This window comes from Sphaerisporangium sp. NPDC049002 (assembly GCF_040649355.1).
GTDB lineage: Bacteria > Actinomycetota > Actinomycetes > Streptosporangiales > Streptosporangiaceae > Sphaerisporangium.
This window is the reverse complement of sequence record NZ_JBEZFH010000037.1, coordinates 1-26,563: the sequence shown is the minus strand read 5'-3', so window position 1 is coordinate 26,563 and position 26,563 is coordinate 1. Positions and strand designations below refer to the sequence as shown.

Below are 26,563 nucleotides of genomic sequence, written 5' to 3'. Positions count from 1 at the left end.
AGCCGCAGGACCGATGAGTATGGACATCTTGGAGATCGCCCGGGTTCAGGTGCTCGAGGAAGGCCGTGGGCTCTCCGCCGCTCAGGCCCTGCGATGTCTGGAACTGCCGGACGACCGCATTCCCGAGCTGCTCGCGCTCGCCCACGAGGTGCGCATGGCGTGGTGCGGCCCGGAGGTCGAGGTGGAGGGCATCGTTTCCCTCAAGACCGGCGGCTGCCCGGAGGACTGCCATTTCTGCTCCCAGTCCGGGCAGTTCACCTCCCCGGTACGGTCCGTCTGGCTCGACATCCCCTCGCTCGTCCAGGCGGCCGTCGAGACGGCGCAGACGGGCGCGACCGAGTTCTGCATCGTCGCCGCCGTGCGCGGGCCCGACCAGCGGCTCATGGACCAGGTCCGCGAGGGCGTCAAGGCCATCCGCGAGGCCGTCGAGATCAACGTCGCCTGCTCGCTCGGCATGCTCACCCAGGACCAGGTCGACGAGCTGGCCGAGATGGGCGTCCACCGCTACAACCACAACCTGGAGACCGCGCGCTCCCACTTCGGCCAGGTGGTGACCACCCACACATGGGAGGAGCGCTGGCAGACCTGCGAGATGGTCCGCGAGGCCGGCATGGAGCTGTGCTGCGGCGGCATCATCGGCATGGGCGAGACCAGGGAGCAGCGGGCCGAGTTCGCCGGGCAGCTCGGCGAGCTGCGTCCCGACGAGGTGCCGCTGAACTTCCTCAACCCGCGCCCCGGCACGCCGTTCGGGTCGTTGCCGCTGGTGGAGGGCCCCGAGGCCCTGAAGACGATCGCGACGTTCCGCCTGGCGCTGCCCCGCACGATCCTGCGGTACGCCGGGGGGCGCGAGCTCACCCTGGGCGACCTCGGCACGCGCGACGGCATGCTCGGCGGGGTGAACGCCATCATCGTCGGCAACTACCTCACGACGCTGGGCCGTTCCCCCGAGCAAGACCTGGAGCTCCTGGCGGACCTGAAGATGCCCATCAAGGCTCTCTCGCCGACGCTCTGACCCTAGAGTCGCCCCTTGAGCAGCTCAGATGAGCCCTCAAGGATTGACCGGGGACAGAAAAGGTAAGTTCACGACATGGAGTCTGCAAAGCATGCCGGTGACATCGCGGTCGCCGTCTCACGAGCCTATGGTGCCGAAGTCATGTTCACCCTGTCGGGCGGCCACGTCTTCCCTCTCTACGACGGAGCCGTTCACGAAGGCATGCGCATCGTCGACGTGCGGCACGAGCAGAGCGCGGTCTTCGCCGCCGAGGCCACGGCTCGGCTGACGCGACAACCGGGTCTCGCGGTGCTGACCGCGGGCCCCGGCATCACCAACGGTGTCAGCGGCGTCGCGACCGCGCACTTCAACGGCTCGCCCGTCGTGGTGATGGGCGGCCGCGCGCCGGCCTCCCGATGGGGGTCGGGCGCGCTCCAGGAGATGGACCACCCCCCGCTGTTCGAGACGATCACCAAGCTGGCCTTCACGGCGGGCGGGGCCGACTCGATCGGCCAGGACGTCGAGATGGCGTTCCGCACGGCGATCGCCCCGCACCGCGGCCCGGTGTTCCTCGACTTCTACATGGACCACCTGTTCTCGCCCTCCCCCGCGCATGAGGCCGAGACACTGACGCCGTCCCCCCTTGAGCCCGACGCCGAGACGCTCGCCGAGATCGCGCGGCTGATCTCCCAGGCCGAGCGTCCGGTGCTCGTGCTGGGGTCGGACGTCTGGATGGACCGCGCGGAGGAGGTGGCCCGCGACTTCGCCGAGGCCTTCCGGCTGCCGGTGATCCCCAACGGCCAGGGGCGCGGCATCCTGCCCGCCGGGCACGAGCTGCTCGTGACCCGGGCGCGCGGCATGGCGTTCTCCCAGGCCGACCTGGTCATCGTCGCGGGCACCCCGCTCGACTTCCGCCTCGGCTACGGCTTCTTCGGCGGCAGGGACGGCGTCCCGCTGGCGAAGGTCGTGCACCTGGCCGACGCGCCGTCCCAGCTCGCCACCCACGTGGGCACCGCGGCCTCGACCGCCGGAGACCTGTCCCTGCTCTTCTGGGGCCTGCGGGCGGCCTGCTCCGACGCGGGGGTGTCGCCCATGTCCCACGCGGCCTGGGTCACCAAGCTGGCCGAGGCCTCCGCGGCGGCCGTCGCGGGCGACGCCGAGCTGATGGAGTCCGACGCCGACCCGATCCACCCGATGCGCATCTACGGCGAGCTCAACCGCGTTCTGGACGACGACGCCGTGGTCATCGGCGACGGCGGCGACTTCGTGTCGTACGCCGGCAAGTACATCGAGCCCCGCAGGCCTGGTTGCTGGCTCGACCCCGGGCCGTACGGCTGCCTCGGCACCGGGCTCGGCTACTCCATCGCCGCCCGCATCGCCCGCCCGTCCTCGCAGGTCGTGCTCCTGCTCGGCGACGGCGCCGCCGGGTTCTCGCTGATGGACGTCGACACGCTTGTGCGCCACAAGCTGCCGGTCGTGATGATCTGCGGCAACAACGGCATCTGGGGCCTGGAGAAGCACCCCATGCAGATGCTGTACGGGTACGACGTGGCGGCCGAGCTGCAGCCGCAGTGCCGGTACGACCAGGTCGTCACCGCCCTCGGCGGCGCGGGCGAGCTGGTCACCTCCCCGAAGGAGATCGGGCCCGCGCTGCGCCGCGCGTTCGACTCGGGCGTGCCCTACATGGTCAACATCGCCACCGACCCGCAGATCGCCTACCCGCGCACCACCACGGGCATCTGACCGCACGGCCACCGGCACCCCGGCGGCGTCCACGGGACGGCCGCCGGAGCCGGGGGTCAGGAGGTGGCCGTCGGGGTCGGCGTCGGGGTCGGAGTGGCGCTGGGCTCGTCGCCGCAGGGGATGCCCTGTTCCACGACGATCGTCACGTAGCGGTCGACGGGCCAGGAGGTGCCCCCGGCCGGGTCCTGGTCGAGCACGCGGGTGCAGCCCTCGTCGCTGGGGGTCCCGCTGACGTCGACCTTGGTCTTGAAGCCGGCGGCCCGGAGCTTCGTCGTCGCCAGCTGCTGGGTCAGGTTGATGACCCCGGGCACGGTCTTCTTCGCCGCCGGCACCTTCGAGGGGGTCGGAGAGGGCGTGCGGGTCTTCGTCGAGGTGGGGGAGGGCTTCGCCGTGTCCGTGGGGGTCGGCGTGCTCGACGGCTCCTCGGTCACCTGGGCGGTGCCCTGCGAGGAACGCGGCGGCGACGGACTCGGCCTCGGCGGGCGAGGTGGCCGTGTCCGCGTCAGCGTCGGCTCCGGCTCGCTGGGCGTGGGCGACTGGGTCCCGACGACGCCGGCCACCGCCCCGGTCTCGGCGAACTGCCTGAACACCACCGCGCCGCCCCCGCCGAGCAGGACTCCGGCGGCGATGACGCCGACGATCAGACCCGCCTTGCCCCGCTTGGGAGCGGCCGCGCGCCTGCCTCGGGTGCCCCGCTGGCCCGAAGACGTGCCAGTGGGCCCCTGAGAGGGCACTGAGGGCGGCAGATGAGCCGCCGCAGGAGAGGCGGAGGTCGCCAGGATGTACGGCGGGGGCGTGGCCGTGGTGGGCTGGACGCCGTCGCCCTCGCGCCAGGCGGGTCCGGCATGGGCGCCGGTCTCGGGCGCAGCGAGCTGGTGCGGGTGGCCGGGCCCGGAAGTGGTGCGTTCCGAAGAGACCATGCCGGTGAGGCCGGCCATGCCGGACACCGCCACCGAGGCCCCGGTGTCGTCGCGCATGGCCTGGCGCGCGGCCACGCTCATCTCGGCCGCGCTGCGCCAGCGGCGGGCCGGATCCTTGACGAGGGCACGCTCGACGAGATGCCGTACGGCCGGAGGCACGTCGGGAGGCAGCGGGGGCGGGTCCTCGCGGATGTGCTTGAGGGCGATGGTGACAGGGGTGTCGCCGTCGAACGGCCGGTACCCGGCCAGGCACTCGTAGGCGACCACGCCAAGGGCATAAAGGTCGACGGCGGGGGTGACGGGCTGGCCCTCGGCCTGCTCGGGCGCACAGTAGGCGGCCGTGCCGAGCACCATGCCGGCGTCGGTCAGCCGGTGGCCCATGTCCGCTCGGGCGATGCCGAAGTCGGTGAGGACGAGCGTGCCGTCGGGACGGACCAGCAGGTTGCCGGGCTTGACGTCGCGGTGCACGATGCCCCGGTCGTGCACGGCCTGAAGGGCCGAGGCGGCCTGCGCGATGAGCTCCATGGCGGGCTCGGGCGCGATGCGGGTGAGCCGGGTGAGCAGACGATCGAGCGGTTCGCCGTCGACGAACCGCATCACGAGATAGGCGGTGGGGCCGTCCCCCGGCACGTCGCTCACGCCGTAGTCATAGACGTCGACCACACCCGGATGGTTGATCGTCGCCATCGCGCGCGCTTCCCCCTGGAAGCGGGCGGCGAAGCCCGGGTCGTCCATCCGGCCTGGTAAGAGCACTTTCACGGCGACGGTGCGCGCGAGGACCGTGTCCTCACCGCGCCACACCTCACCCATGCCGCCGGCTCCGAGGCGGACGTCCAACCGGTAACGTCCCGCCAGCGTGGTCCCTTGGGCCACCATCTCTCCCCCGCTTACCCCAATCCGTCCAACACCGACGTCACCCCGGAGTTTCCAACAAAGCGGATTTGTGTCGCAGCCAGGTCACGCTGGTGTCACAAAACCCTGTGGTCACACAGTTCACGCCGGGGTGTCAGCGCGCCGTCACACCGTGTTCGACGCAGCGGGCGGACCAGCCCCGTGGCGTCACCTGCACCACCAGCCGGCGACGGCACGCCGGGCAGTAGCGTGGTGGCTCCATGTCCCGCGCGGAGCGGCATGCGGAATGGTCCTCGTCTCCGTCGAGACGTCCGCAATGGTCGCAGTAGGGGCTCACGCGAAAAGCGTATTCCATCGGTAACCCGTCCAGGCCGCCAACCGGTGAAGGTGGTACGAGACCGTGCGAACAGGATGACAGGCGCCACCCGGTCGCACGGGGAGACGTACCCGCCGCACTAGGCTTGCCCGCATGACGATCGACCCGGGGCTGCGCGCCGAGATCCTCATCATGGTCGAGCGGTCGGACACCGCGATCAAGATGGGCAGCGGCGACGTCCCCGTGCTCGGCACGCCGCGCCTGCTGGCGATCGCCGAGGCGGCCACCGTGCGGGCCGTCCACGACCACCTCGGCCCCGGGCAGACGTCGGTCGGTACGAAGGTGACGCTTGAGCACCGCGCGGCGAGCCCCGTCGGCACCCACGTGGAGGTGAGCGCCGAACTGGTCGAGGTGGACGGCAGGCGCCTGGTCTTCGAGGTCACCGCCAGGGACGCCAAGCGCACGGTGGCCACCGCCACGATCGAGCGCGTCGTCGTCGACCGTGAGCGCTTCCTGGCGGGGCTCACCGGCTGAGCCGGAGCCCCGCCCCGCCCGTGGCCCGCGTCACTCGATGACCGCGATCAGGTCACCCTCCTGGATGACGTCGCCTTCGGCCACCTTGAGCCGGCTCAGGACGCCCGAGTCCTCGGCGAGCACCGGGATCTCCATCTTCATCGACTCCAGGATGACCAGCGTGTCGCCCTCGCTGACGCTGTCGCCCTCAGCCGCGACGACCTTCCAGACGTTCGCCACCATCTCGGCACGTACTTCCGCCACCGGAACTCCCCTCGTTCAAATGATCCAACTGTGCCAGAGGGCTGTCGCCGCCACCAGAACGGTCTCGGACACCGGTCGCACTTCCTTCGACGGTTCACCACTTTATGGCCCGGGTCTCCTTGGAACCCTTCGCGCGAACCCACCGAGCCCCCGTGTCCCGGCTGTAAAAGGCCCACAACCGCGCGCGCACCTGGAAGGGCAACCGGGCAGCTCAGAGGCGGTGGACGGGGGCGTGCCTGTCGACGACCCTGGCCATCGACTCCACCACAGCGGGGTCGTACTCGTCGCCGCCGTCGACGCGCAGCCGCTCCAGCGCCGCCGCCGCGCGGTCGCGGTCGGTGGACCCCCCGACCAGGTCGTCATAGGCGTTGGCCGCCTTGATGACGCGGCTGGCGAGCGGCGGGAGGTCGGGACCGGTGAAGGAGTCGCCCTGGCGGCGCACGATCTCGGCCACCCGGTCGAGAACGCCGGTCTTCTTGATGACCTCGGCCCCGAGCTCCGCGATGCTGCGGGCCTGCGCGGGATCGGTGAGCACGGTGGCGCCCCCGGGGATGGGGTCGCGCAGGGAGAGCTGGCCGATGTCGTGCATCAGCGCGGCGTACTCCAGCTCCAGCAGCTCGGGCTCGGCCATGCCGAGCTCGCGGCCGATCGCGAGCGACAGGCGGCTGACCCGGCGCGAGTGCCCCGGCTCGACGTACCCGCCGACCTCGGTGACCCGGGCGAGCGCCCGTACGGTCTGGAGGTAGGTGGCACGGATGCCGGCGTACTTGCGGAAGGCAACCTGGGTGACGAGCAGCGGGGCCGCGAACACGACGAGGGCGGCGAGGTTCATGCTGTGCGAGGCGAGGGCCAGCAGGGTGCCCGAGGCGGCGACGGCGGCGCCGAGCGGCGCGGCCATGCGCAGCTCGTCGCGGATGGCCACACGGAAGGCCGTGCGGACCTGCTCGGCCCTGAGCACGGCGGCGATGAGCACGTCGGCCGTCAGCATCGCCGTGATGAGCGCGGCCATCACGCCGAGGACCACCCACCAGGTGCCGGTGCCGTGGTCGGTGGTGGCGTAGAGCGTCGAGGCGAGTGGCCGGTAGGCGAAGGCGAGCAGCGCCCCCGAGAGCAGTCGTCGCGCGATCGCGTCGAGCTGCGGGGGCCTGCCCACCGCGAGATGGGGCAGGGCGCCGAGTGCCATGCCGGCCGACATGACGGCCACCACCTGGAGCGCCGAATGCCGCGTCGGCACACCTCCCACGTCGAGCAGGAGGGTGTACCCGAGGGCGGCGGCGGCCCCGATGGGCGCGACCTCCCTGTTGCCCGGCATCGTGAGCCTGGCGAGCTCGCCGGCGGCGACCAGCATGCCGAAGGCCACCGCGATCTCGGCGTCGAGGAGGCCCACCGCCGCCGTGTGGGCGACGCCGGCGACGGTGACCATGCCGGCGGCGCAGATGAGCAGCAGTTGACCGGAGTCGAGCCCCTGCAGGGGCCGGGTCGCGACGGTCACCGCTCGGACGCCACTTCGATCGGCATGGTGGGATCGTCGTGGTCCTTGGCGACGGTCTCGACGGCCTCGTCGTCGGGCACGGGCATCTTGCCGGGGGGATCCCAGCCACGCCGGTCGAGCGCCCTGATGAAGGCGCCGACCATGACCGGGTCGAACTGCGTGCCCGCCCCCTTGCGCAGCTCGGCCATGGCCTCGTCGAGCGACTTCGCCTTGCGGTAGGCGCGGTCGGAGGTCATGGAGTCGAAGGCGTCGGCCACCGCGATGATGCGGGCGAACTCGGGGATCTCGGCCCCCGCCAGGCCCATGGGATACCCCCCGCCGTCCTGGCGCTCGTGGTGGTGCATGATCCCGGCGAAGGCCTCGTCGAGGAAGTCGATGCCGCGCACGATCTCAAGGCCGCGCATCGGGTGGAGCTGGATCGCGGCGTACTCCTCCTCGGTCAGGCGGCCTTCCTTCTGCAGGACCTTGGTGGGGACGCCGAGCTTGCCGACGTCGTGCAGCATGCCGGCGTAGCCGATGGCCCGCATCCGCTCGGGACCCATGCCGATCTCCTCAGCGATCATGGTCGAGGCGCTGGAGACACGGGTGCAGTGCCCACGGGTGTAGTAGTCCTTGGTCTCCACCGCCTGGCACAGGGCGGCGATGGTCGCGTCGTACGACCGCTGCTGGGCGAGGTACTGGCCGAAGGCCCACCGGGCGATGAACAGCGGCAGCAGCACGAGCACCGCCGAGATCGACTGGACGGTGGCCCACAGCCCGGCGATCAGCAGGCCGAACGTGGCGTACCCGAGGTAGGAGACGAAGAACTGGGCGAGCCCGCGCAGCGGGACCTCACCGGTGCGCAGCTGCCCGGCCAGCGACAGCATGACCGCGAACAGCACGAAGTTGAGCGGCACGAACACCGCCGCCGCGCCCATGAAGGGACCGAGCATGTCGGTGAACCGGTCGGCGCCGGGCACGTCATGGTGCCCGCCGAGCCGGTCGAAGACCCACCCGGCGGTGTAGCCGCAGATGGCGAACTGCGCGCCGTTGAAAAGCCTCTTGTGGAGCGGGAGGCCGGGCCGCACGCTCAGGACGGCGGTCGCCCCGACCATGGCCGCGCCCACGTCGCCCACCAGCACCACGGCGGCCAGTGCCGCCGAGAAGCTGACCGACATCGCCGCCTGCTCGATGTTCAGCAGGGTCGGGACCGACTCGCAGACCAGGAACAGCAGGGCGAGGACGAGCAAGGTCGGCCACTCGCGCTCGCCGAAGCGGCCGGGGACGACGAGGCCCCGCCCGATCAGTGCCGCGGCCACCCCGACGAGCAGGATGAGGTAGACCTTCGCCGGCCAAGGTAGATCACGCAATGCCGCCGCCTCGGGCCGTCACGGGCACGGGCTCAGGTCCAGGAGATGCCCGAGGGCACTTCGACCGTGCCCCCCAGGAGAACCACCGACGCGAGCAGACCGAGCGCCCACCCAAGGCCGCTGACCGCCATGGCCGCCACCATGCGTGTGGCCATTGCCTTCACCATGTGCCGCCTCCCCATCGAGTCCGGCTTCAGGCTACAGAAAGCGAGCTGACCCGTACGGGAAGTCGAAGAATCGCATCCAAAGCGTAATCAAACCACTACCCGGAGCTAACGCGATCTCGCCCATTCGACGGTGGCCTTGAGGCCGGTCAGGAGATCGGTGCGGGGGCGCCAGCCGAGGCCTTCGAGCGCCGGGGCGGGGTCGACCGCCATGGCCGGAAGGTCGCCCAGCCGGGTGGGCTCCGAGCGCGGCTCGTCGGCCGCCCCCGCGGCGGTGGCGACCAGGGTGTGCAGCTCGCGGTCGGTGGTCCGCACGCCCGTACCGAGGTTGAACCTGCCCCCGCCGCCCCTCCCCCCGCAGGCGCGCACGAACCCGTCGACCACGTCGTCGACGAAGATGTAGTCGCGGGTCTGGGAGCCGTCGCCGTAGACGACGGTCGGCGCGCCGCGCAGCAGCGCGTCGGTGAAGATCGAGACGACGCCCGCCTCGCCCACGGGCGACTGGCGCGGGCCGTAGACGTTCGACAGCACCAGCGTCGTGTACTCCAGACCGTGCAGCGCCCTGTACATCGACAGGTAGATCTCGCCGCTGAGCTTGGACGCCGCGTACGGGGAGCGCGCGTCCGTCGCGGCGTCGCCCGGCACGGGGATCACGGCGGGACGGCCGTACACCGCGACGGAGGAGGCGTAGACGACCTTCCTGGCACCGGCCGTGCGGGCGGCCTCCAGCACGTTGACCGTGCCGCCGACGTTGAGCCGGGCGTCGAACACCGGGTCGGCCACGCTGGCGCGCACGCTGATCTGCGCGGCGAGGTGGCAGACGACCTCGGGCCTCCACTCGGTCATCAGACCGTTCAGCGCGGGCTCCCTGATGTCCAGCTCATGCAGCTGGAACCTGGGATTCCCCTCCGCGGAGGCGAGGTTGCCGCGCTCGCCCGACGACAGGTCGTCCACCACGGCGACCTCATGCCCGTCGGCCAGCAGCCGATCGACGAGGGTCGATCCGATGAACCCGGCCCCTCCGGTTACGAGTATCCGCATCCCGGCATACTAGGGGATCAACCGATGGTCACTCCGAGGCGAGCTGAGCCCGTACGGACTCTATGCGCCTGAGGACCTTCGACCGGAGATCCTCCGGCACGGTGTCGCACCCGCAGTGCTTGGCGACGAGCTGTTTGACGACCTGCTCCAGGCCGTATTCCTCCAGGCAGGGCCCGCACTCGTCGAGATGCTGGCGTATGTCGGACCGCCGGAGCTCATCGAGCTCGCCGTCGAGGAAGGTGTAGACCTTGTCCAGCACTTCCTTGCAGTCGGTGTCGTGCGGCTCGCCACAGCTCATGCCCAACACCTCGCCAGGGCGCCGCAGGCCCGACCGCCTGTCACCAGTGATGATTGATCAATCTCGCCGCGCTCCGTCACGACGGCTCCTCCGATCGCACAAGCCCGCGTCCGCGTGCGTAGTCCTCGAGTTGCGTCCGCAGCTGACGCCGCCCCCGGTGCAGACGTGACATCACGGTCCCTATGGGGGTGCCCATGATGTCGGCGATCTCCTTGTAAGGGAACCCTTCGACATCGGCCAGATAGACCGCCATGCGGAAGTCTTCCGGCAGCGCGGCCAGCGCGTCCTTGATGTCGCTGTCGGGCAGGTGCTCAAGCGCCTCCACCTCGGCGGACTTCAGGCCGGCCGACGTGTGCGACTCCGCACGCGCGAGCTGCCAGTCTTCGATCTCCTCGGTGCCGGACTGCTTGGGCTCCCGCTGCTTCTTGCGGTAGCTGTTGATGAAGGTGTTGGTGAGGATGCGGTAGAGCCAGGCCTTGAGGTTGGTGCCTTCCTGGAACTGGTGGAAGGACCCGAAGGCCTTGGCGAAGGTGTCCTGGAGCAGGTCCTCCGCGTCCGCGGGATTCCTGGTCATCCGGAGCGCGGCGGAGTAGAGCTGTTCGAGATACGGCATCGCGTCGCGCTCGAACCGCTCGCTGCGCTGCTCCAGAGTCTCCTCGGCTGTCTTGGAGACCGGACCCACCCCCTTATACGCGCCGTACACAGCCGAGAATACCGGCTTGCGTACGGCCGCCCGATCACCGACCTCGGCCATCAGCATGGGACGGAACCTCCTCGCGTGTTTACACGCGTCTGCAACACGCGAGGCATAGCATCTGTTCCCGGTAAGTAGAAGGTGACGAACGACCCGGTACGGGGAAAAAGATACGTACCGGCTGGTAGCGATTCCCCGGAGCCCCGACCGTCCAGGAGCCACTCGTGCTGCCCATCCCAGCCAACGAACTGAACGGCTCAGGCGCACTCGGGCCGTACTGGACCTTTTACCACGCCGTCGTGGCCGAGCAGCTCCGCCGTTGGCTCCCCGAGCGGCCCTGCCTGCTGCTCGACCTGTCCGGCGGGCGCGGGCGCTGGCCGGCCCAGGCGGCGAGCGCGGGGCACCGCGTCATCGAGGTGGTCGACTTCCGGCGCGCCCCCGACCCCTGGCTGCGCGACGCCTCCAACAGGATCCGCAGGGTGCGTGCCGACGATCTCGGCTTCCTGCCCGACGCCTCGATCGACGCGGTCATCGCCGAGGAGCGCGTGCTGTCGCTGGAGCTCATGGCCGAGTCCACGATGGAGGACGTCGTCCGCGTGCTGAAGCCGGGCGGGCGCGTGCTCGCCTGCGTCGACTCGCTGGTGCTGGGCATGGCGATCATGGCGGAGCAGAACTACTGGGCTCACCTGTGTCAGACCGGCACCGGTGAGGTGATGCTCGTGCCGTGGCCCGACGGCAGCATCACCCGCTGCTTCACCAGCGCCCAACTCCGCGAACTGCTGGCCGACGCCGGGCTGGAGGTCGAGTGGGTACGGCCGCGCACGGTGCTGTCGCCCTCGACCGTGGACCACGTCCTGGCCGCCGACACCCGGTCGCTCAACTGGCTCGTCCGTACCGAGCTGGACGCCCATCCCGACGACGACGACACGGTGGGCATCCACCTCGTGGCCAGCGCACGCCGGCCCCAGTAGGCCCCCGCGGCGGTCAGCGGCGGCGTTCCCGTTCCGATTGGCACTGGACGCAGCGGGAGGCCTCCGGGCGAGCCGCGAGACGGCCCTCGGGAACGGGCTTCCCGCAGTCCACACAGCTGCCGTAGACGCCGGCGTCGATGCGCTTGAGAGCGTCCAGCACCGCCGTGCGCTGCCGCGTCGCCACGTCGATCATCGCACGCGCGCGGTCGGCGTCGGTGAGATCCGATCCGGCGTCGGCCGCCGACCTGTCGCCCACGGCGACGGGATCTCCCCGCAACACCATGATGGACCGGTCGAGTTCGGCCAGCATGCTCTCCAGTTGGGCCCGAGCGGTCGCGTCGTCCACGAATCCGCACCTCCGGGAAGAAATGGGTACGAAATAGGTACGGCCTCGAACGGGATCCCCCGGAACTCCCGCCTGGCCCTGGGCTCTGGGCGGTGACTCTCAGCTGATGAGGCATCGCGCTTTTATCACCGGATGCCCATTCGGCCGGGCTCTTACACCGATGTGACTCAGCCTTTTACAACGGGCCTCAGAACAGGGCGGTCTCGGGCTCCTCGCGTTCCAGGAGGTGCGGGCCGTTGTTCCTGACGCTGTTGACCTCGGACGACACCGGGTAGGCGGTGAGCCCGCTCGGCCGGCCCGTGTCGAGCAGGTCGAGCACCTTGGCGGGGTCGGTCCGCTCCGGGTCGAGCCAGTCGGCCCACCGGTCGCGCCCGATGATCACGGGCATGCGGTCGTGGATGTGCCCCAGACCGTCCTCGGCGGTCGTGGTGATCACCGTGCAGGTGGTCAGCCACTTCAGCGGGTCGTCGTCCGCGCGGGTGGGGTCCTTCCAGAACTCGTACAGCCCGGCCATGGCCATCACCTCGCCGTCGGACGGGTGGATGAAGTACGGCTGCTTGGTCTTCTTGTCGGCCCTGTACCACTCGTAGTAGCCGTCGGCGGGCAGCAGGCACCGGCGCCGCGCGAAGGCCTTGCGGAACGAGGGCTTCTCGGCGAGCGTCTCGACCCTGGCGTTGATCATCCGGGAGCCGACGGAGGGGTCCTTGGCCCAGCTGGGCACGAGCCCCCACTTGAGCACGCGGAGCTGCCTGGTGGGCTCGGGCTCGGCGCCGTCCTCCCCGTCCTTCGCCTGGGGGCGCGTGAGCACGGCGTAGACCATCTTGGTCGGGGCCACGTTGTAGTCGGCGGGGAGCTCGTCGGACGTCCCGTCCGCCGCGATCTCGAACTCCTCCAGCAACTCCTGGCGCTTCTTGGTTGAGGCGTATCTCCCGCACATGCCCCATAGACTGCCGCACCATCGCCGACCGCGCGGCCTCCTGACCGCGAGGTTCCTCCGGTCACGGCGGAGGACCTCCCCTCGATCATGCCCGGACGGGCGCGAGCGGCGGCCGCGCGGAGGGTAGCGTGACCCCTTTCCACGAGAGGCTCCCGGTAGGCTCGGAGCTATGTCAGCTCCCTTGTGGCCCGCGCCGGAGGCGACCGCGCCCGTCGAGGCGACCATCCGGCTGCCCGGGTCCAAGTCGGTGACCAACCGTGCCCTCTTGCTCGCCGCGCTCGCCGACGGTCCCGGCACGGTGCGGCGGGCGCTGCGCAGCCGCGACGCCGACCTGATGGTGGCGGCCCTGCGCTCACTCGGGGCGGAGCTGACCGCCTCGGACGAGAGCGTCTCCGGCGTCGACTGGCACGTCGTGCCCGGCCCGGTGCGCGGGGGCGCGTCGATCGACGTGGGCCTCGCCGGCACGGTCATGCGGTTCGTGCCGCCGATGGCGGCGCTGGCCGACGGCGAGGTGGCGTTCGACGGCGACCCGCACGCCCGTACGCGGCCGATGGGCCCGATCCTCGCCGCGCTGCGCGGGCTCGGCGCCGAGGTCGCGGGCGACGCGCTGCCGTTCACGATCCGGGGGCCGCTGTCGGGGGGCGAGGTCACGCTGGACGCCTCGGCGTCCTCCCAGCTCGTGTCGGGGCTGCTCCTGACCGCCGCGCGCTTCGGCAAGGGCGTCACCGTGCGCCACAGCGGGCCGCCCGTGCCGTCCATGCCCCACATCGAGATGACCGTGCAGATGCTCCGCGCCGCGGGCGTGCGCGTGGACGACGGCGAGCCCGACGTCTGGCGGGTCGAGCCGGGCCCGATCGCCGCCCGCGATCTCACGGTCGAGCCCGACCTGTCCAACGCCGCCCCTTTCCTGGCCGCGGCCCTCGTGACCGGGGGCACCGTCACGATCCCCGGCTGGCCGGAGGAGACCACGCAGGGCGGCGACGAGCTGCGCGCCCTCCTGCCCCTGATGGGGGCGACGGTCAGCCGCGCTCCGGAGGGCCTGAAGGTCACCGGCGGCGGGCCGATCCAGGGCGTCGACGCCGACCTGCACGACGTCGGCGAGCTGACGCCGACGATCGCCGCCCTGGCCGCGCTGGCGGTCTCGCCGAGCACGCTGCGCGGCGTCGCGCACCTGCGGGGGCACGAGACCGACCGGCTCGCCGCGCTGGCCGCCGAGATCAACCGCCTCGGCGGCGACGTCACCGAGACCGCCGACGGCCTGGTGATCAACCCACGGCCGCTTCACGCCGGGGTCTTCCACAGCTACGCCGACCACCGCATGGCGACGGCCGGAGCGGTGATCGGCCTGGTGGTCCCCGGCATCCAGGTGGAGGACATCGCGACCACCGCCAAGACCCTCCCCGAGTTCGCCCGCATGTGGGCGCTGATGCTGGAGGAAGGCAGCTGAGAAAGCGGGAGTACGACGAGGAGGACGTGCGCGTCAGGCCGGGCAAGGGGTCCCGGCCGAGGACCAGGCGCCGTCCCGCGCACGAGGACGCCGTCGCGGCGTTCGTCGTGGCGGTCGACCGCGGCCGTTACACCTGTCTCGTCGGCGGCGACGTGGCCGAGGCGCCCGGCGGCGCCGACGGCCGCAAGGGCAGGAAGCGCGGCGACGAGCCGCGCCCGGTGACGGCGATGAGGGCCCGCGAGCTCGGCCGCAAGGGCATCGTGGTCGGCGACCGCGTGAGCCTGGTCGGCGACACCTCCGGGAAGCCCGACACGCTGGCGCGCATCGTCCGGCTCGAACCGCGCACCTCGATGCTGCGGCGCAGCGCCGACGACACCGACGAGGTCGAGCGCCCCATCGTGGCCAACGCCGACCAGCTCGTGATCGTCACCGCGCTGGCCGACCCGCCGCCGCGTCCGAGGATGATCGACCGCATGCTGGTCGCCGCCTTCGACGCCGACATCGAGCCGCTGCTCTGTCTCACCAAAGCCGACCTCGCCACCCCGGACGACCTCGTCGCCCGCTACGACCCCCTCGGCGTGCCGTACATCGTGGTGCGGAAGGGGGGGGAGCTCGCCGAGGTGCGCTCCAAGCTCAGCGACCGGCTGAGCGTGCTCGTCGGCCACTCGGGGGTCGGCAAGTCCACGCTGGTCAACGCCCTGGTGCCGGATGCCGGGCGGGCGGTGTCCCACGTGAACGCCGTGACGGGTCGCGGCCGTCACACGTCGAGCTCGGCCGTCGCGCTCGAACTGCCCGGCGGCGGCTGGATCATCGACACTCCGGGAGTGCGCAGCTTCGGCCTCGGGCACGTCTCCATCGACAACGTGCTGGCCGCCTTCCCCTCGCTCGCCGAGGGCGCCGTCCACTGCCCGAAGGGGTGCAGCCACCGGGGTGAGGAGTGCTCGCTCGACGCCTGGGTGGCGCAGGGGCACGCCGATCCGATGAGCCTCGCGTCCCTGCGCCGCCTGCTGGCCAGCCGCGACGGCGAGCCGGACGACGACTGAGGCGGCGGTGTTCCGGCAGGGCCGCAGGGCCGCGCTGGGAACGATCCAGGTCTGCTGAAACCGGCCCCGGCACGATAGCGTTTGTCCCTGTGACGGGCTATAGCGACGACCTGCGCCTGGCGCACATGATGGCCGACAGCGCCGACGATCTGACCATGCGCCGGTTCAAGGCCGTTGACCTGCGGGTCGACACCAAACCTGATCTGACGCCCGTGAGCGACGCCGACCGCGCGGTCGAGGACGCCATCCGCGGCACCCTGCGGCGTGCCCGCCCCCGCGACGCGGTCGTGGGCGAGGAGACGGGCAAGACCAGCGGGTACGGCTCGCGCTGCTGGGTCGTCGACCCGATCGACGGCACCAAGAACTACGTGCGGGGCGTCCCGGTCTGGGCCACGCTGATCGCGCTCATGGAGCACGGGCGCGTCGTGGTCGGCGTGGTGTCGGCACCCGCGCTGTCCCGCCGCTGGTGGGCCGCCCGCGACGGCGGCGCGTGGACCGGGCGGAGCCTGACCAAGGCCTCCCGCTGCAACGTCTCGTCGGTGAGCCGTCTGCAGGACGCGTCGTTCTCCTACTCCAGCCTCGGCGGCTGGGAGGAGCGGGGGCGCCTCGACGCGTTCGTCGACCTCACCAGGACCGTGTGGCGCACCCGTGCGTACGGCGACTTCTGGTCGCACGTGATGGTCGCCGAGGGCGCGGTCGACATCTCGGCGGAGCCCGAGCTGTCCGCCTGGGACATGGCCGCCCTCACCGTGATCGTGGAGGAGGCGGGCGGCGTCTGGACCGACCTTTCGGGGTCGGCCGACGTCGACGGCGGCAGCATCGTCTGCGCCAATCCCCTCCTGCACGGCGAGGTGCTCAAGCGTCTCGGCGACTGAGCGCGCCGCCTTTGTGAACGGTTGAGGCCCGGCCCCCTTCCGGGGACCGGGCCGTTCCGTGCCCGTTCAGCGCGCCGGCGCCGTGGGCCCGGCGCCGTCCGGCCGTCAGCGCTCGTCAGGTGGCCGGGAGATCACCCTGTCGTCGAGGTAGCAACTGCAGTTACCGCATCCTGGAAGCACGCCGATCCTCCTCGCCCGTAGTGCCATCGACGCTACGGCAGATCCACGCTCGCGTGACTGTCCGTAAGGGAACAGTCGCGTTCACCGAGGATGGCCGCTCTGTTCGGCGAGGTGCTTCGCCAGCCCCTCGGAGGCGGCCTCCACCATGCGCAGGACGTCGAGGAAGCCGTCGATGCCGCCGTAGTAGGGGTCGGGGACCTCGGCCCCCTCGGGCGCGTCGGGGTCGAAGGAGCGGAAGAGCCTCACCTCGGCCCCCCGGGGAGTCAGCCGCCGCAGCTCCCTGAGGTTGTCGCGGTCCATGGCGAGCACGAGGTCGCGGTCGCCGAACCAGGCCCTCTGGAACTGCCTGGCCCGATGGAGCGACCCGTCGTACCCGTGGCGGGACAAGGTCGCGAGGGCGCGCTCGTCCATGGGCAGGCCAGCGTGCCACCCGCCGGTGCCCGCGCTGTCGACGACCACCCGGTCGGCCAGCCCGTGGTCCTCCAGGACTCGTCGCAGGACCACTTCGGCCATCGGGGACCTGCAGATGTTGCCCATGCACACCAGGCAGACGCGCGTCATGCCTCCATGATTCCGCAAAGCGGCTTGGGACGTTCACGACGAGAGCGACCCGGCCCGTTCATTTCTCGTTCACCTTTAACCGGGGATTAAGTCACCTTGACTCCCTAGCGTCCTAACCGTTGAGAGAACAACGTGGGAGGACAACAACCGTGAAGTATGCAGGCCGGCTCGCCGCGGCCGCTATCGCCGGCGTGCTTTCGCTCGCCGCGTGCGGCACCGATGACAACAGTGGCGGCACCGACAGCGCGTCAGCCCCCGCACCCGCCGGCAGCGCTGGCAGCAGTGGCCTCAGCGGCACGATCAACGCGGCCGGCTCCTCTGCCCAGGCCAACGCGATCGCCGAGTGGAAGAAGTCGTTCCAGGGCGCCAACCCCGGTGTCAGCATCAACTACCAGCCCAGCGGCTCCGGTGCGGGTGTCCAGTCGTTCATCCAGGGCACCGTCGCCTTCGCCGGTTCCGACTCGGCGCTCAAGGACGACAAGGGCGAGCCCGCCCAGGCCGACGCACGCTGCAAGACCGGCAAGGCGATCAACCTTCCCATGGTGATCGGTCCCGTCGCGGTCGTCTACAACGTCCCGGGTGTGGACAGTTTGCAGCTCTCGCCGCAGACCATCGGTGACATCTTCAACAGCAAGATCACCAAGTGGGACGACGCCGCGATCAAGAAGGACAACCCCGACGCCAAGCTGCCCTCGACCCCCATCCAGGCGTTCCACCGCTCGGACGAGTCGGGTACCAGCGACAACTTCACCAAGTTCCTCAAGGCCACGGCCGGCTGGCCGTACGAGCCCGCCAAGGCGTTCCCCGCCGAGGCCAAGGGTCAGGGTGCCAAGGGTTCCGACGGCATCGCGCAGGCCGTCAAGGGCGCCGAAGGGGCGATCAGCTACGTCGAGCTCTCCTTCGCGGAGAACTCCGGCCTCACCAAGGCCAAGGTCGCCAACGGCTCGGGCGAGTTCGTCGAGCTGACCCCGGAGAGCGCCGCCAAGACCGTTGAGGCCGCCGAGGTGAAGGGCACCGGCAACGACCTGAAGCTGTCGATCGACTACGCCACCAAGACCGCGGGCGCGTACCCGATCGTCCTGGTGACCTACGAGATCACCTGTGAGAAGGGTCTCTCGGCCGAGGACTCCAAGCTGGTCAAGTCCTTCCTCACCTACACGGCGAGCGACGAGGGCCAGGCCGCGCTGACCGGTCTCGGCTACGCGCCGCTGCCGGCCACCCTGGTCGCCAAGGTGCGTACGGCCGTCGAGGCGATCGCCTAACTCGATGGCCACGCCACTTCGTACACGCGAGGGCGGGTCGGCCATTGGCCGGTCCGCCTTCCGGCGCAGCCGCGGTGAGGGGCCTTTCCGGTTCGCGACGACCGGCGCCGGAATCCTGCTGCTAGCGATCATGGCGGCGATCGCGGTCTTCCTCATCGTGAAGGCCGTCCCCGCCCTCCAGGCCAACACCTCTCACTTCCTCACCGAGAAGATCTGGACCCCGAACAACACGCCGCCGGTCTTCGGCATCGCGGCGCTGGCGTTCGGCACCGTGATCAGCTCGTTCCTGGCCCTGATCATGGCGCTGCCGGTGGCGATCGGGGTGGCGCTGTTCATCTCGCACTACGCCCCGCGCCGCCTCGCCGGCATCCTCGGCTACGTCATCGACCTGCTGGCGGCCGTGCCCAGCGTCGTCTACGGCCTGTGGGGCGTGATCTTCCTCATCCCGTTCATGAAGGGCCCGTCCACCTTCCTGAACACCTACTTCGGGTGGATCCCGTTGTTCGCGGGAGACGCGGTCTACGGCAAGTCGGTCCTGACCGCCTCCATCGTGCTCGCGATCATGATTCTGCCGATCATCGCGGCGATCTCGCGCGAGGTGTTCCTCCAGGCGCCCACGATGCTCGAAGAGGCGTCGCTGGCCCTCGGCGCCACGCGCTGGGAGATGATCAGGATGTCGGTGCTCCCGTTCGGCCGTCCCGGCGTCATCAGCGCCGCCATGCTCGGACTCGGGCGCGCGATGGGCGAGACGATCGCGGTCGCGCTCATCTTCCCCGCGACCTTCACGATCAGCTTCCAGGTCCTGTCGGCCAACGGCAACAGCATCGCGGCGAACATCGCCAACGGGTTCGGCGAGGCGACGCCCATCGGGCAGGGCGCCCTGATCGCCTCCGGCCTCGTGCTGTTCGTGATCACCCTGCTTGTGAACACCGCCGCCCGGCTGATCATCGCCCGCCGCAAGGAGTACTCGAGGGCCGCCGCATGACCATGTCGCCCAGTGTCATCACCCCGGTCTCCTTCAACCGGCGGCTGAAGAACCGCATCGTCCAGGGTCTGGTCTGGCTGGCCTTCGCCGTCGCGGTGGTCCCGCTGGTGTCGGTGCTCTGGCTGGTGGTCAAGAACGGCGCCGCCCGCTTCGACATCGAGTTCCTGACGCACTCCATGCGCAACATCGGCGCGCGCGACGCCGGAGGCGGCGCCTACCACGCCATCCTCGGCACGCTGGAGCAGGTCGGCGTGGCCACGCTGATCTCGGTGCCGATCGGCCTGCTCACCGCGATCTACCTGGTGGAGTACGGCCAGGGCCGGCGACTGTCCCGCTCGATCAGCTTCTTCGTGGACGTGATGACCGGCATCCCCTCTGTGGTGGCCGGTCTTTTCATCTTGGCGTTCTGGGTGCTCGTGCTCGACTTCAACTACTCCGGCTTCGCCGGCGCGCTGGCCCTGTCGATCCTGATGATGCCCACCGTGGTGCGCTCCGCCGAGGAGATGCTGCGCCTCGTCCCGAACGAGCTGCGCGAGGCGTCGTACGCCCTCGGCGTCCCCAAGTGGAAGACGATCGTGCGGGTCGTCCTGCCGACCGCCCTCACCGGCATCGTCACCGGCGTCATGCTGGCCATCGCCCGTGTCGCGGGCGAGACGGCCCCGCTGTTGCTCACGGTGTTCATCACCGACTCCATCAACCCGGACCCGTTCAAGGGACCGCAGATGGGCCTCCCGCTGTACGTCTTCGACCAGGCACAGCGGCCGAACGTCACCGCGGTCGACCGGGCGTGGGCCGGAGCGCTCACCCTGATCGTCATCGTCATGCTGCTCAACCTGGTGGCACGCCTCATCACGTGGTGGCGTTCGCCCGCCAAGGGCCGATAAGGGGTTATCGACATGGCCAAGCAGATCGAGGTCTCCGACCTCGACGCGTACTACGGGTCGCACAAGGCGATCGAAGGCATCACGATGACGATCGAGCCTCGCTCGGTCACCGCCTTCATCGGGCCGTCCGGATGCGGCAAGTCGACGTTCCTGCGGACGCTGAACCGCATGCACGAGGTCATTCCCGGCGCCCGCGTCGAGGGCAAGATCATGCTGGAGGACCAGGACCTGTACGGCTCGGACGTCGACCCGGTCTCGGTACGGCGCACGGTCGGCATGGTCTTCCAGCGGCCCAACCCGTTCCCGACGATGTCGATCTTCGACAACGTCGCCGCCGGACTGCGCCTCAACGCCCGGGTCTCCAAGTCCGAGACCGAGAGCATCGTCGAGAACTCCCTCAAGGACGCCAACCTCTGGAACGAGGTCAAGGACCGCCTGAACAAGCCGGGCGCCGGCCTCTCCGGCGGACAGCAGCAGCGCCTGTGCATCGCGCGGGCCATCGCCGTCAGCCCGGCCGTCCTGCTCATGGACGAGCCCTGCTCGGCACTGGACCCGATCTCGACGCTCGCCATCGAGGACCTCATCGCCAAGCTGAAGAACGACTACACGATCGTGATCGTGACGCACAACATGCAGCAGGCCGCGCGGGTCAGCGACAGGACGGCCTTCTTCAACCTGGCCGGCCAGGGCCAGCCGGGCAAGCTCGTGGAGATGGACGAGACATCGAAGATCTTCACCAACCCGACGCAGAAGGCCACCGAGGACTACATCACCGGACGCTTCGGATGACCGGATTCTGATCAGCGCCTCGGATGGCCGGTTCGCCCGGTTCTCCGGTTCGCCCGGTTCTAAGGAGATGGTGTGACCCAGCCGCAGACGGCACCCGAAGTGGACGGGGACACTCGGCCGGCGCCCATGCTGCTGGTTGCCGATCCCGATGCCGGCATGGTCAGGGAACTGGCCTCGGCGCTCGAACGCGAGGGCGTCCTCGTGGCCGGAGTCGCCGACGGGGCGCAGGCCCTCATCCAGGCCGGGGCATTACGGCCCGACGTGGTGCTCGTCAGCGCCTCGCTGCCCGTCATAGGGCCGGTGGAGTTCGTCCGGGCGCTACGGCTGGCGCGGGCCGTACCGGTGCTGCTCGGCGTCGGCGAGGGGCACGCCGAGCAGGCCATCCAGGCGCTGGCCGCCGGGGCCACGGCGTGCGTGGCCAGGCCGTACCGCGTGCCAGAGCTCCTGCCGCTCGTACAGGCGGCGTTCCCGGGAGACTCGATGGGGCGCGGCGTGCTCACCGTGGGAGACGTCGAGCTCGATGCCGGCGCCTACCAGGTGCGCGTCGCCGGGATGCCGGTGCACCTGCCGCTCCGCGAGTTCGAGCTGCTGCACTACCTGATGCGCCACGCCGACCGTACGGTGACGCGGGACCAGATCATGCGCCACGTCTGGCACGCGGCGGAGAGCATGTCGACGAACACCATCGCGGTACACGTCAAGCGCCTGCGCGCCCGACTCGGGGACGACGACGACCAGCTGATCCAGACCGTGCGCGGGGTCGGCTACCGCCTGGTCACTCCTGCCTGAGCGGTTCTGATCGCCCTGGTCCGCCGGACCGCGGGCGATCAGTCCCGCTTTTTCGCCGCAGGCCGTCAGACCGCGGGCGATCGGTCTCGCTTCCGCCGCAGGCCGTCAGACCGCGCTCTTCACCGCCGCGCCGTCGGTGACGATGCGGGCGACGACATCGTCGTCGCAGGTGGCCCAGAAGTCGCCGACCACGTCTTCCAGGTGGTCGAACGACTCCGCCCGGAACAGCACGTCCTGGTACTGCGTGATGTCGTAGGTGGTCGTGCCCATCACGGCCAGGTCGAGCGGGAGGATGTCCATCCCCCGGAACTCCTCGATCTCGCCGTAGGACGACAGGATGCCCGCGCCGTACGCGCGGTCCGCCCCGTTCTCCGCGAGCACGCCGAACTCCATCGTGAACCAGAAGACCTTGGAGACGAACTCCAGCGCCTCGGCCGTCTCCACCCGGCGGGCGGCGGCGCCGGCGAGCCGGTACAACCGGGCGAACCGGTCGGAGGCCAGCGCGTTGGCGTGCCCGATCACCTCGTGGATCACGTCGGGCTCCGGGGTGTAGAACGGCACCGAGTGATGGCGGATGTACTGGGTCGAGTAGAACAGGCCGTCCTGCAGCACGCCGTAGAAGTCACGGAGCGGCACGAGCCCGGCCGCCGGAAGGTAGCGGAACCCGGTCAGCGGTTCGAGGAGGTCACCGACCTCCTGGAGCTGCGGGATGCGGTCGGCGGGGAGGCCGAGGCGCTCGCAGCCCCTCAGGTACTCGCCGGCCGCGTACTCCCGGTGCTTCACCGCGAGCTCCCGGGTGACCAGCTCCCACACCTCGTGTTCGCGCTCGGTGTAGTCGGCCCTGGGAATGGGCTCGCCGGGGGTGTGGTTGAGCGCGAGGGCGGCGATGGCGTTCCGGCGCTCGCGATATACGGGGTCCGCGACTCCAGGGTGGTTCGCGGCCAGCTCGACGACGACGGACCCGTCGTCCCTGGTCGCCACTGGGGCGAAGTACTGGGCTTCCTCGAACATGACAGAACTACAGCAATTCCCACTTTTAATGGCAAGAGCGACCAGCTTTCGTGGTCACATTATCTAGGGGTCGACCCCTAATACGGCCGTTCGCTGGTCATTCCGCACAGCCCCAGGGTCGGCCGCCCTCGGGGGCTTCGTGCGCCGTCTCTGCGGGTCTCGGCGGGCGCGCGGCACCCCACCCCACCCCTACCGGGCGCCCCCGTACACCCACATGTCCCGTACGCCAGGGGCCGGTCCACCCGTAGTCTCTGCCCATGCCTACGGCTCACGGCTCCGTCGACCCCTTGGACAGCCGGCTCCTGGTCACCATGCGGGCGCACCCGCGCATCGGACTGACCGAGCTGGCACGGCTGCTCGGCGTCGCCCGGGGCACCGTGCAGGCCCGTGTCGAGAAGCTCGTCGCGCGCGGCGTCATCGGCGACTTCGGGCCGACGATCATACCGGCCGAGATGGGCTATCCCATCCTCGCGTTCGTCTCCCTGCAGATCTCCCAGGGCCGGCTCGCCGAGGCCGTCCAGGCACTCAGGTCCGTCCCCGAGATCATCGAGGTGTACGGCACCAGCGGCCAGGCCGACCTGCTCTGCCGGGTGGTCGCCCGGAGCACCACGCACCTTCAGGAGATCATCGCCAGGGTTCTGGCGTCACCGGCCGTCCAGCGGACCGACACGACGATCGCGCTGTCCACGCAGGTGCCCTACCGCATCGAGCCGTTGCTGAACGAGGCGTCGCGCCCTGAACAGCCTTAGCGTTCCTGTGGCTCCTGGGAGGCGCATCTCCCCCGGTCCACGCAGACCCGGTTGGCGATGACCTGAAGGAAGATCTGCTGCGCCTGGTCGAAGGTCCTGGCCACCATGGCGACCCCGTTGGTGACCTGGGCGATCTGCCGCAGTTCCCTGGCGTCGATGCCGTCGCCGTACCCGATCAGCGTGATGGTGACGGGCTGGGTGGGCTTGAACTCCCGCCGCAGGGCGGTGACGAGTTGCTTGCGGGTGATGCCGTGGGGGTCGTCGTTCCTGCCGTCGGTGAACACGATGACCGAGCTGAGCATGTCCTTCACCTGGCGCTTCGACGCCGACCGGAAGGCCGCCAGCACCGAGTCGTACAGGCCGGTGTCACCCTGGGTGCTCCCGGGCAGCTTGCGTAGCTCCTGGACGACCTGCGGGGCGCGCTCCTCCAGCGGGCCGACCGGCACGACCTCCTTGTAGTCCTTGTCGCCGTCGAGGTTGGTGGAGAAGACCCACAGGCCGACGTCGCTTCCCTTGGGCAGGTTACGGATCCCCGCCTCGGCGAACCTCGCCGTCGCCTGCATGCGCGTCTCCGCCATCCCGGGAACCTGCTCGGCCATGGAGCCGCTGATGTCCAGCAGGAGGAGGGCGCGGGTGTCGGCGAGCAGCAGCCTCATCGAGAGCAGCGCGCGCAGCGAGGTGCGGGTGTCGGGCGCTGGAATGTCCCGTGGCGGCTCCGTACGCACCCCGTGGGGCTCGTCCATAGCGGGCCCGGCCTTCCCGGCCGGGTCACGGAATCCGGCGGCCTGCAGGAGCGTACGGCCCGCCGGCGAGGTCACCGCGCGGCGGAACTCCTCGGCCGCCTGGCGCGTGGCGGGGTCCCTGGTCATCGGCACGTAGGGGTAGTCGAGGGCGATGGCTCCCTCCTTGGGGTACAGGCCGATCGCCCGGTGGTCCGGCCGCGCGTCGTTGTGCCGCCAGACGGCCTGCTCGCTGGCCACGATCACGGGATCCGCGCCACCGTTCGGCCGGTCCACGAGATCGAAGAGCGCCTGCTCAGAAGGGACGATGGCCCGCTTCAGGTTCGCGGTGACGCCTTGGACGATCCGCAGCATGTCAGGGCGGTCGGCCACGACGGCGTTCAGCACGTTGAGCGCGGCCAGGCCCGACGCGTACCTGCTGGGGGTCGGCAACGTCGTGAACGCCCTGGGCAGTCGCCTCTTGGTCGTCGACGTGGGGATCAGGAGTGTCCAGGACGGCTCTCCGGGGTGGAGCGCGAGCTTGGTGGCCGTCTCCTGGGTGACGGCCATGATGACGGGCGAGTGGGCGATCGAGGTGCCCTGCGCGAACAGCGTCCGGTCCGCGCCCTGCGCCCGCGCGAGGTCCGTCCACACCGAGGCGTCGGGCACCCACACGTCCGCGACGTCCTTACGAAGGGCCAGTTGGTCGGCCGTGTCCGCGGATCCCTTCGTGCGTACGGATATCGCGGCGCAGCCGCCGTCCTTGGTGTACTTCTGGGCTATCTGGACGAGTGCCGGGCCGATCTCCGGCGCGGCCATGACACGTAATGGGGGATGCTCGCCGCACGCCGTCCTGTTCATCAGCGCGTACGCCCCACCGGCGAGCGCGACCAGCAAAACGGACCCCAGGGCCACGGCGGTGACGACCCGGCGCCGTCCGCCTCTCGGCCTTCTGGCCTTCTGCTCGGTACTGGCACCCCGTTCGGTACTGGCACCCCGTTCGGTACTGGCACCCCGTTCGGTATTCGTGGCGCGTTCGGTGCTGGTGGCGCGTTCCAGCGCGGCCGATGGCACCTCACTCGGTGATCCGTGCTCAGTCGCGAATCCCTCGTTCGAGGCGGGGTCGCTCCAGACCCTTTGGTCACCGGCGGATCTGAATCCGCCGGGGGGCTCCTCGCGGGTGAACGACGACTGATGGTCACCCCAGAAACCCAGCTCGCCAAGGGGTGCTTCGTCATTCCAGGCTCTGCGGTCGGCGATGAATCTCGCATCGGGAACGAATGCTTCGCCACCGATGGATCTCTGATTGTCGCCTGCGAATCCGAGGTCATCGCCGAGGGTACGGTCGCTGTGGGAGGAGTGCCCGTTCCAGGAGGGATATCCGTTGGGGGCCGTCTGTCCATTCGGAAAGGTCTGCTCGTCGCCGGGATTAGAAGCACCGAGGGACGCGTCGTCAGCGGACGACCTCTGACGATCGGCCGCGAACCCCAGCTGACCGAGTGGTGCTTCATCGCTCCAGGGTCTACGGCCATCCTGGGCTTCCTCAGTGCTCCCGGACCCCTGATCACTGGTGGACCGCGTCGCGCTCCTGGACTGGGACGCGCGGCCCCTGAATCTCCGAAGGCCTTTGGGCCGGTCACCCCGGGAGGAGGGGTCGTCCTTCCACCCGTCATATCCAAGGGGATCAAGATTACGATGCCTACCGGCCACGACATCACACCCCTTAGCGCCAACCAGCCACACGTGGTGGAGATCTGCTCCTGAGTATCGGGAAGCGTAGCGCGTCACGCCGACAACGAACATGCATTGCAACCAAGCGCTTGAATAACGGACAGACTGCAATTGTCAAAAGACATGTCGCCGCAGCTCAAGCAGTTATGACAGTCGTATTACGGCACCGCGCTCCACCGCGCTCCGGCCGGTGGCGGCCGGTGCCACCCCCCGCCTGCGCTGATCTGGACCCCGCTGGTCCTCCGCTGCTCTGACCTGGATCACCCGCCGAACCTTGATCTGTACTCAGGCGCCGACGCGGTCGGACGCGGGGCGGCGATACCGGCGCCGGCCTACGGCGAGGGACCGTCGAGAGTGCGACGGATGGGACAGGCATGCCCGATGGAGGACATCGACCTCGATCTAAGCCCGACGGCCCGCGGCCAGCTCATCGACGACCCCGGGAGGGATGACGCCGAGGTAGGAAGCGAGGTATTGAATAAAGAGGGGACGAGGGAGAATAACCCCTATAACGCAGGGAAGCCACCCACAATGTGGATGGCTTCCCTACCTATCAAATATTTGTCCGGCGGTGTCCTACTCTCCCACACCGTCCCCGGTGCAGTACCATCGGCGCTGGAAAGCTTAACTTCCGGGTTCGGAATGTA

At 70.0% G+C, this 26,563-nt stretch carries 26 protein-coding genes and 1 rRNA gene; 13 read left to right on the top strand and 14 right to left on the bottom strand.

All coding sequences use genetic code 11. The features are described from left to right. Nucleotides 1-13: 13 nt before the first annotated feature. On the top strand, nt 14-1,012 hold the full coding sequence (gene bioB, locus AB0B89_RS10850; RefSeq protein ID WP_358550931.1) for a biotin synthase BioB: 999 nt from the start codon (nt 14-16) through the stop codon (nt 1,010-1,012). Nucleotides 1,013-1,087: 75 nt separating this feature from the next. Further along, nucleotides 1,088-2,734, top strand: a complete 1,647-nt coding sequence (locus AB0B89_RS10845) for an acetolactate synthase (protein WP_358550929.1) — start codon at nt 1,088-1,090, stop codon at nt 2,732-2,734. Between the two features lie 56 nt (nt 2,735-2,790). On the opposite strand, the gene AB0B89_RS10840 is transcribed toward AB0B89_RS10845, so the two are convergent. Next, nucleotides 2,791-4,530 carry a protein kinase gene (locus AB0B89_RS10840; RefSeq protein ID WP_358550927.1) on the bottom strand — a complete coding sequence of 580 codons (1,740 nt, stop codon included), beginning with the start codon at nt 4,528-4,530 and terminating at the stop codon, nt 2,791-2,793. Nucleotides 4,531-4,975: 445 nt separating this feature from the next. Between AB0B89_RS10840 and AB0B89_RS10835 the strand changes: the two genes are divergently transcribed. After that, nucleotides 4,976-5,356 (top strand): hotdog domain-containing protein, encoded by a 381-nt coding sequence (locus tag AB0B89_RS10835; protein ID WP_358550925.1) that lies wholly within the window; start codon nt 4,976-4,978, stop codon nt 5,354-5,356. Between the two features lie 30 nt (nt 5,357-5,386). Here AB0B89_RS10835 and AB0B89_RS10830 read toward each other — a convergent pair whose 3' ends face one another. The 7 genes from AB0B89_RS10830 to AB0B89_RS10800 all read right to left on the bottom strand — a co-directional run bounded on the left by AB0B89_RS10830 (nt 5,387) and on the right by AB0B89_RS10800 (nt 10,625). After that, nucleotides 5,387-5,599: a biotin/lipoyl-binding carrier protein gene (locus AB0B89_RS10830; protein ID WP_358550923.1), complete on the bottom strand. Its 213-nt coding sequence runs from the start codon at nt 5,597-5,599 to the stop codon at nt 5,387-5,389. Between the two features lie 211 nt (nt 5,600-5,810). Beyond that, nucleotides 5,811-7,022: an HD domain-containing phosphohydrolase gene (locus tag AB0B89_RS10825; protein WP_358550966.1), complete on the bottom strand. Its 1,212-nt coding sequence runs from the start codon at nt 7,020-7,022 to the stop codon at nt 5,811-5,813. Between the two features lie 65 nt (nt 7,023-7,087). Continuing rightward, complete coding sequence (locus tag AB0B89_RS10820; RefSeq protein ID WP_358550921.1) at nt 7,088-8,440, bottom strand: HD-GYP domain-containing protein; 1,353 nt, start codon at nt 8,438-8,440, stop codon at nt 7,088-7,090. Nucleotides 8,441-8,472: 32 nt separating this feature from the next. Next, nucleotides 8,473-8,595, bottom strand: a complete 123-nt coding sequence (locus AB0B89_RS10815; RefSeq protein ID WP_358550919.1) for a hypothetical protein — start codon at nt 8,593-8,595, stop codon at nt 8,473-8,475. A gap of 117 nt (nt 8,596-8,712) precedes the next feature. After that, nucleotides 8,713-9,645 (bottom strand): NAD-dependent epimerase/dehydratase family protein, encoded by a 933-nt coding sequence (locus AB0B89_RS10810; RefSeq protein WP_358550917.1) that lies wholly within the window; start codon nt 9,643-9,645, stop codon nt 8,713-8,715. A 28-nt stretch (nt 9,646-9,673) separates the two neighbouring features. Next, nucleotides 9,674-9,943, bottom strand: coding sequence for a mycothiol system anti-sigma-R factor (rsrA, locus tag AB0B89_RS10805; protein ID WP_358550915.1), 270 nt, complete (start codon nt 9,941-9,943; stop codon nt 9,674-9,676). 76 nt (nt 9,944-10,019) lie between these two features. Further along, nucleotides 10,020-10,625, bottom strand: a complete 606-nt coding sequence (locus tag AB0B89_RS10800; RefSeq protein WP_358550964.1) for a sigma-70 family RNA polymerase sigma factor — start codon at nt 10,623-10,625, stop codon at nt 10,020-10,022. 236 nt (nt 10,626-10,861) lie between these two features. On the opposite strand from AB0B89_RS10800, the gene AB0B89_RS10795 reads away from it, so the two are divergent. After that, nucleotides 10,862-11,608: a methyltransferase domain-containing protein gene (locus AB0B89_RS10795; protein WP_358550913.1), complete on the top strand. Its 747-nt coding sequence runs from the start codon at nt 10,862-10,864 to the stop codon at nt 11,606-11,608. Nucleotides 11,609-11,621: 13 nt separating this feature from the next. Here AB0B89_RS10795 and AB0B89_RS10790 read toward each other — a convergent pair whose 3' ends face one another. Further along, nucleotides 11,622-11,954, bottom strand: coding sequence for a TraR/DksA family transcriptional regulator (locus AB0B89_RS10790; protein WP_358550911.1), 333 nt, complete (start codon nt 11,952-11,954; stop codon nt 11,622-11,624). A 187-nt stretch (nt 11,955-12,141) separates the two neighbouring features. Continuing rightward, the gene (locus AB0B89_RS10785; protein WP_358550909.1) at nt 12,142-12,891 is read right to left on the bottom strand and encodes an SOS response-associated peptidase; all 750 of its coding nucleotides are present in this window, start codon (nt 12,889-12,891) and stop codon (nt 12,142-12,144) included. 169 nt (nt 12,892-13,060) lie between these two features. On the opposite strand from AB0B89_RS10785, the gene aroA reads away from it, so the two are divergent. From aroA to hisN, 3 genes are all read left to right on the top strand, one after another. Beyond that, nucleotides 13,061-14,338 (top strand): 3-phosphoshikimate 1-carboxyvinyltransferase, encoded by a 1,278-nt coding sequence (gene aroA, locus AB0B89_RS10780; protein WP_358550907.1) that lies wholly within the window; start codon nt 13,061-13,063, stop codon nt 14,336-14,338. A 26-nt stretch (nt 14,339-14,364) separates the two neighbouring features. Beyond that, nucleotides 14,365-15,381, top strand: a complete 1,017-nt coding sequence (gene rsgA, locus AB0B89_RS10775) for a ribosome small subunit-dependent GTPase A (RefSeq protein ID WP_358550904.1) — start codon at nt 14,365-14,367, stop codon at nt 15,379-15,381. Nucleotides 15,382-15,470: 89 nt separating this feature from the next. After that, nucleotides 15,471-16,256, top strand: a complete 786-nt coding sequence (gene hisN, locus AB0B89_RS10770) for a histidinol-phosphatase (RefSeq protein WP_358550902.1) — start codon at nt 15,471-15,473, stop codon at nt 16,254-16,256. Nucleotides 16,257-16,517: 261 nt separating this feature from the next. On the opposite strand, the gene AB0B89_RS10765 is transcribed toward hisN, so the two are convergent. Further along, nucleotides 16,518-16,997, bottom strand: coding sequence for a low molecular weight protein-tyrosine-phosphatase (locus AB0B89_RS10765; RefSeq protein WP_358550900.1), 480 nt, complete (start codon nt 16,995-16,997; stop codon nt 16,518-16,520). A 149-nt stretch (nt 16,998-17,146) separates the two neighbouring features. Between AB0B89_RS10765 and pstS the strand changes: the two genes are divergently transcribed. From pstS to AB0B89_RS10740, 5 genes are all read left to right on the top strand, one after another. Continuing rightward, entirely contained in the window at nt 17,147-18,259 is a 1,113-nt protein-coding gene (pstS, locus tag AB0B89_RS10760; RefSeq protein WP_358550898.1) for a phosphate ABC transporter substrate-binding protein PstS, read from the top strand. A 4-nt stretch (nt 18,260-18,263) separates the two neighbouring features. Beyond that, the gene (pstC, locus tag AB0B89_RS10755; RefSeq protein WP_358550896.1) at nt 18,264-19,244 is read left to right on the top strand and encodes a phosphate ABC transporter permease subunit PstC; all 981 of its coding nucleotides are present in this window, start codon (nt 18,264-18,266) and stop codon (nt 19,242-19,244) included. Continuing rightward, nucleotides 19,241-20,128, top strand: a complete 888-nt coding sequence (gene pstA / locus AB0B89_RS10750; protein ID WP_358550894.1) for a phosphate ABC transporter permease PstA — start codon at nt 19,241-19,243, stop codon at nt 20,126-20,128. The genes pstC and pstA overlap by 4 nt, the downstream gene beginning before the upstream one ends. A 12-nt stretch (nt 20,129-20,140) precedes the next feature. Continuing rightward, a complete protein-coding gene (pstB, locus tag AB0B89_RS10745; protein WP_358550892.1) occupies nt 20,141-20,917 on the top strand; it encodes a phosphate ABC transporter ATP-binding protein PstB in 777 nt (258 codons plus the stop codon). 72 nt (nt 20,918-20,989) lie between these two features. Further along, entirely contained in the window at nt 20,990-21,706 is a 717-nt protein-coding gene (locus tag AB0B89_RS10740; RefSeq protein WP_358550890.1) for a response regulator transcription factor, read from the top strand. A 105-nt stretch (nt 21,707-21,811) separates the two neighbouring features. Here AB0B89_RS10740 and AB0B89_RS10735 read toward each other — a convergent pair whose 3' ends face one another. Continuing rightward, nucleotides 21,812-22,717 carry a phenylalanine 4-monooxygenase gene (locus AB0B89_RS10735; protein WP_358550888.1) on the bottom strand — a complete coding sequence of 302 codons (906 nt, stop codon included), beginning with the start codon at nt 22,715-22,717 and terminating at the stop codon, nt 21,812-21,814. A gap of 257 nt (nt 22,718-22,974) precedes the next feature. On the opposite strand from AB0B89_RS10735, the gene AB0B89_RS10730 reads away from it, so the two are divergent. Next, complete coding sequence (locus AB0B89_RS10730; protein ID WP_358550886.1) at nt 22,975-23,466, top strand: Lrp/AsnC family transcriptional regulator; 492 nt, start codon at nt 22,975-22,977, stop codon at nt 23,464-23,466. Here AB0B89_RS10730 and AB0B89_RS10725 read toward each other — a convergent pair. Both AB0B89_RS10725 and rrf read right to left on the bottom strand, forming a co-directional pair. Then, a complete protein-coding gene (locus AB0B89_RS10725; protein WP_358550884.1) occupies nt 23,463-25,100 on the bottom strand; it encodes a substrate-binding and VWA domain-containing protein in 1,638 nt (545 codons plus the stop codon). The genes AB0B89_RS10730 and AB0B89_RS10725 overlap by 4 nt on opposite strands. Nucleotides 25,101-26,479: 1,379 nt before the next feature. Next, nucleotides 26,480-26,563, bottom strand: a 5S ribosomal RNA gene (gene rrf, locus AB0B89_RS10720); the annotation flags it as partial.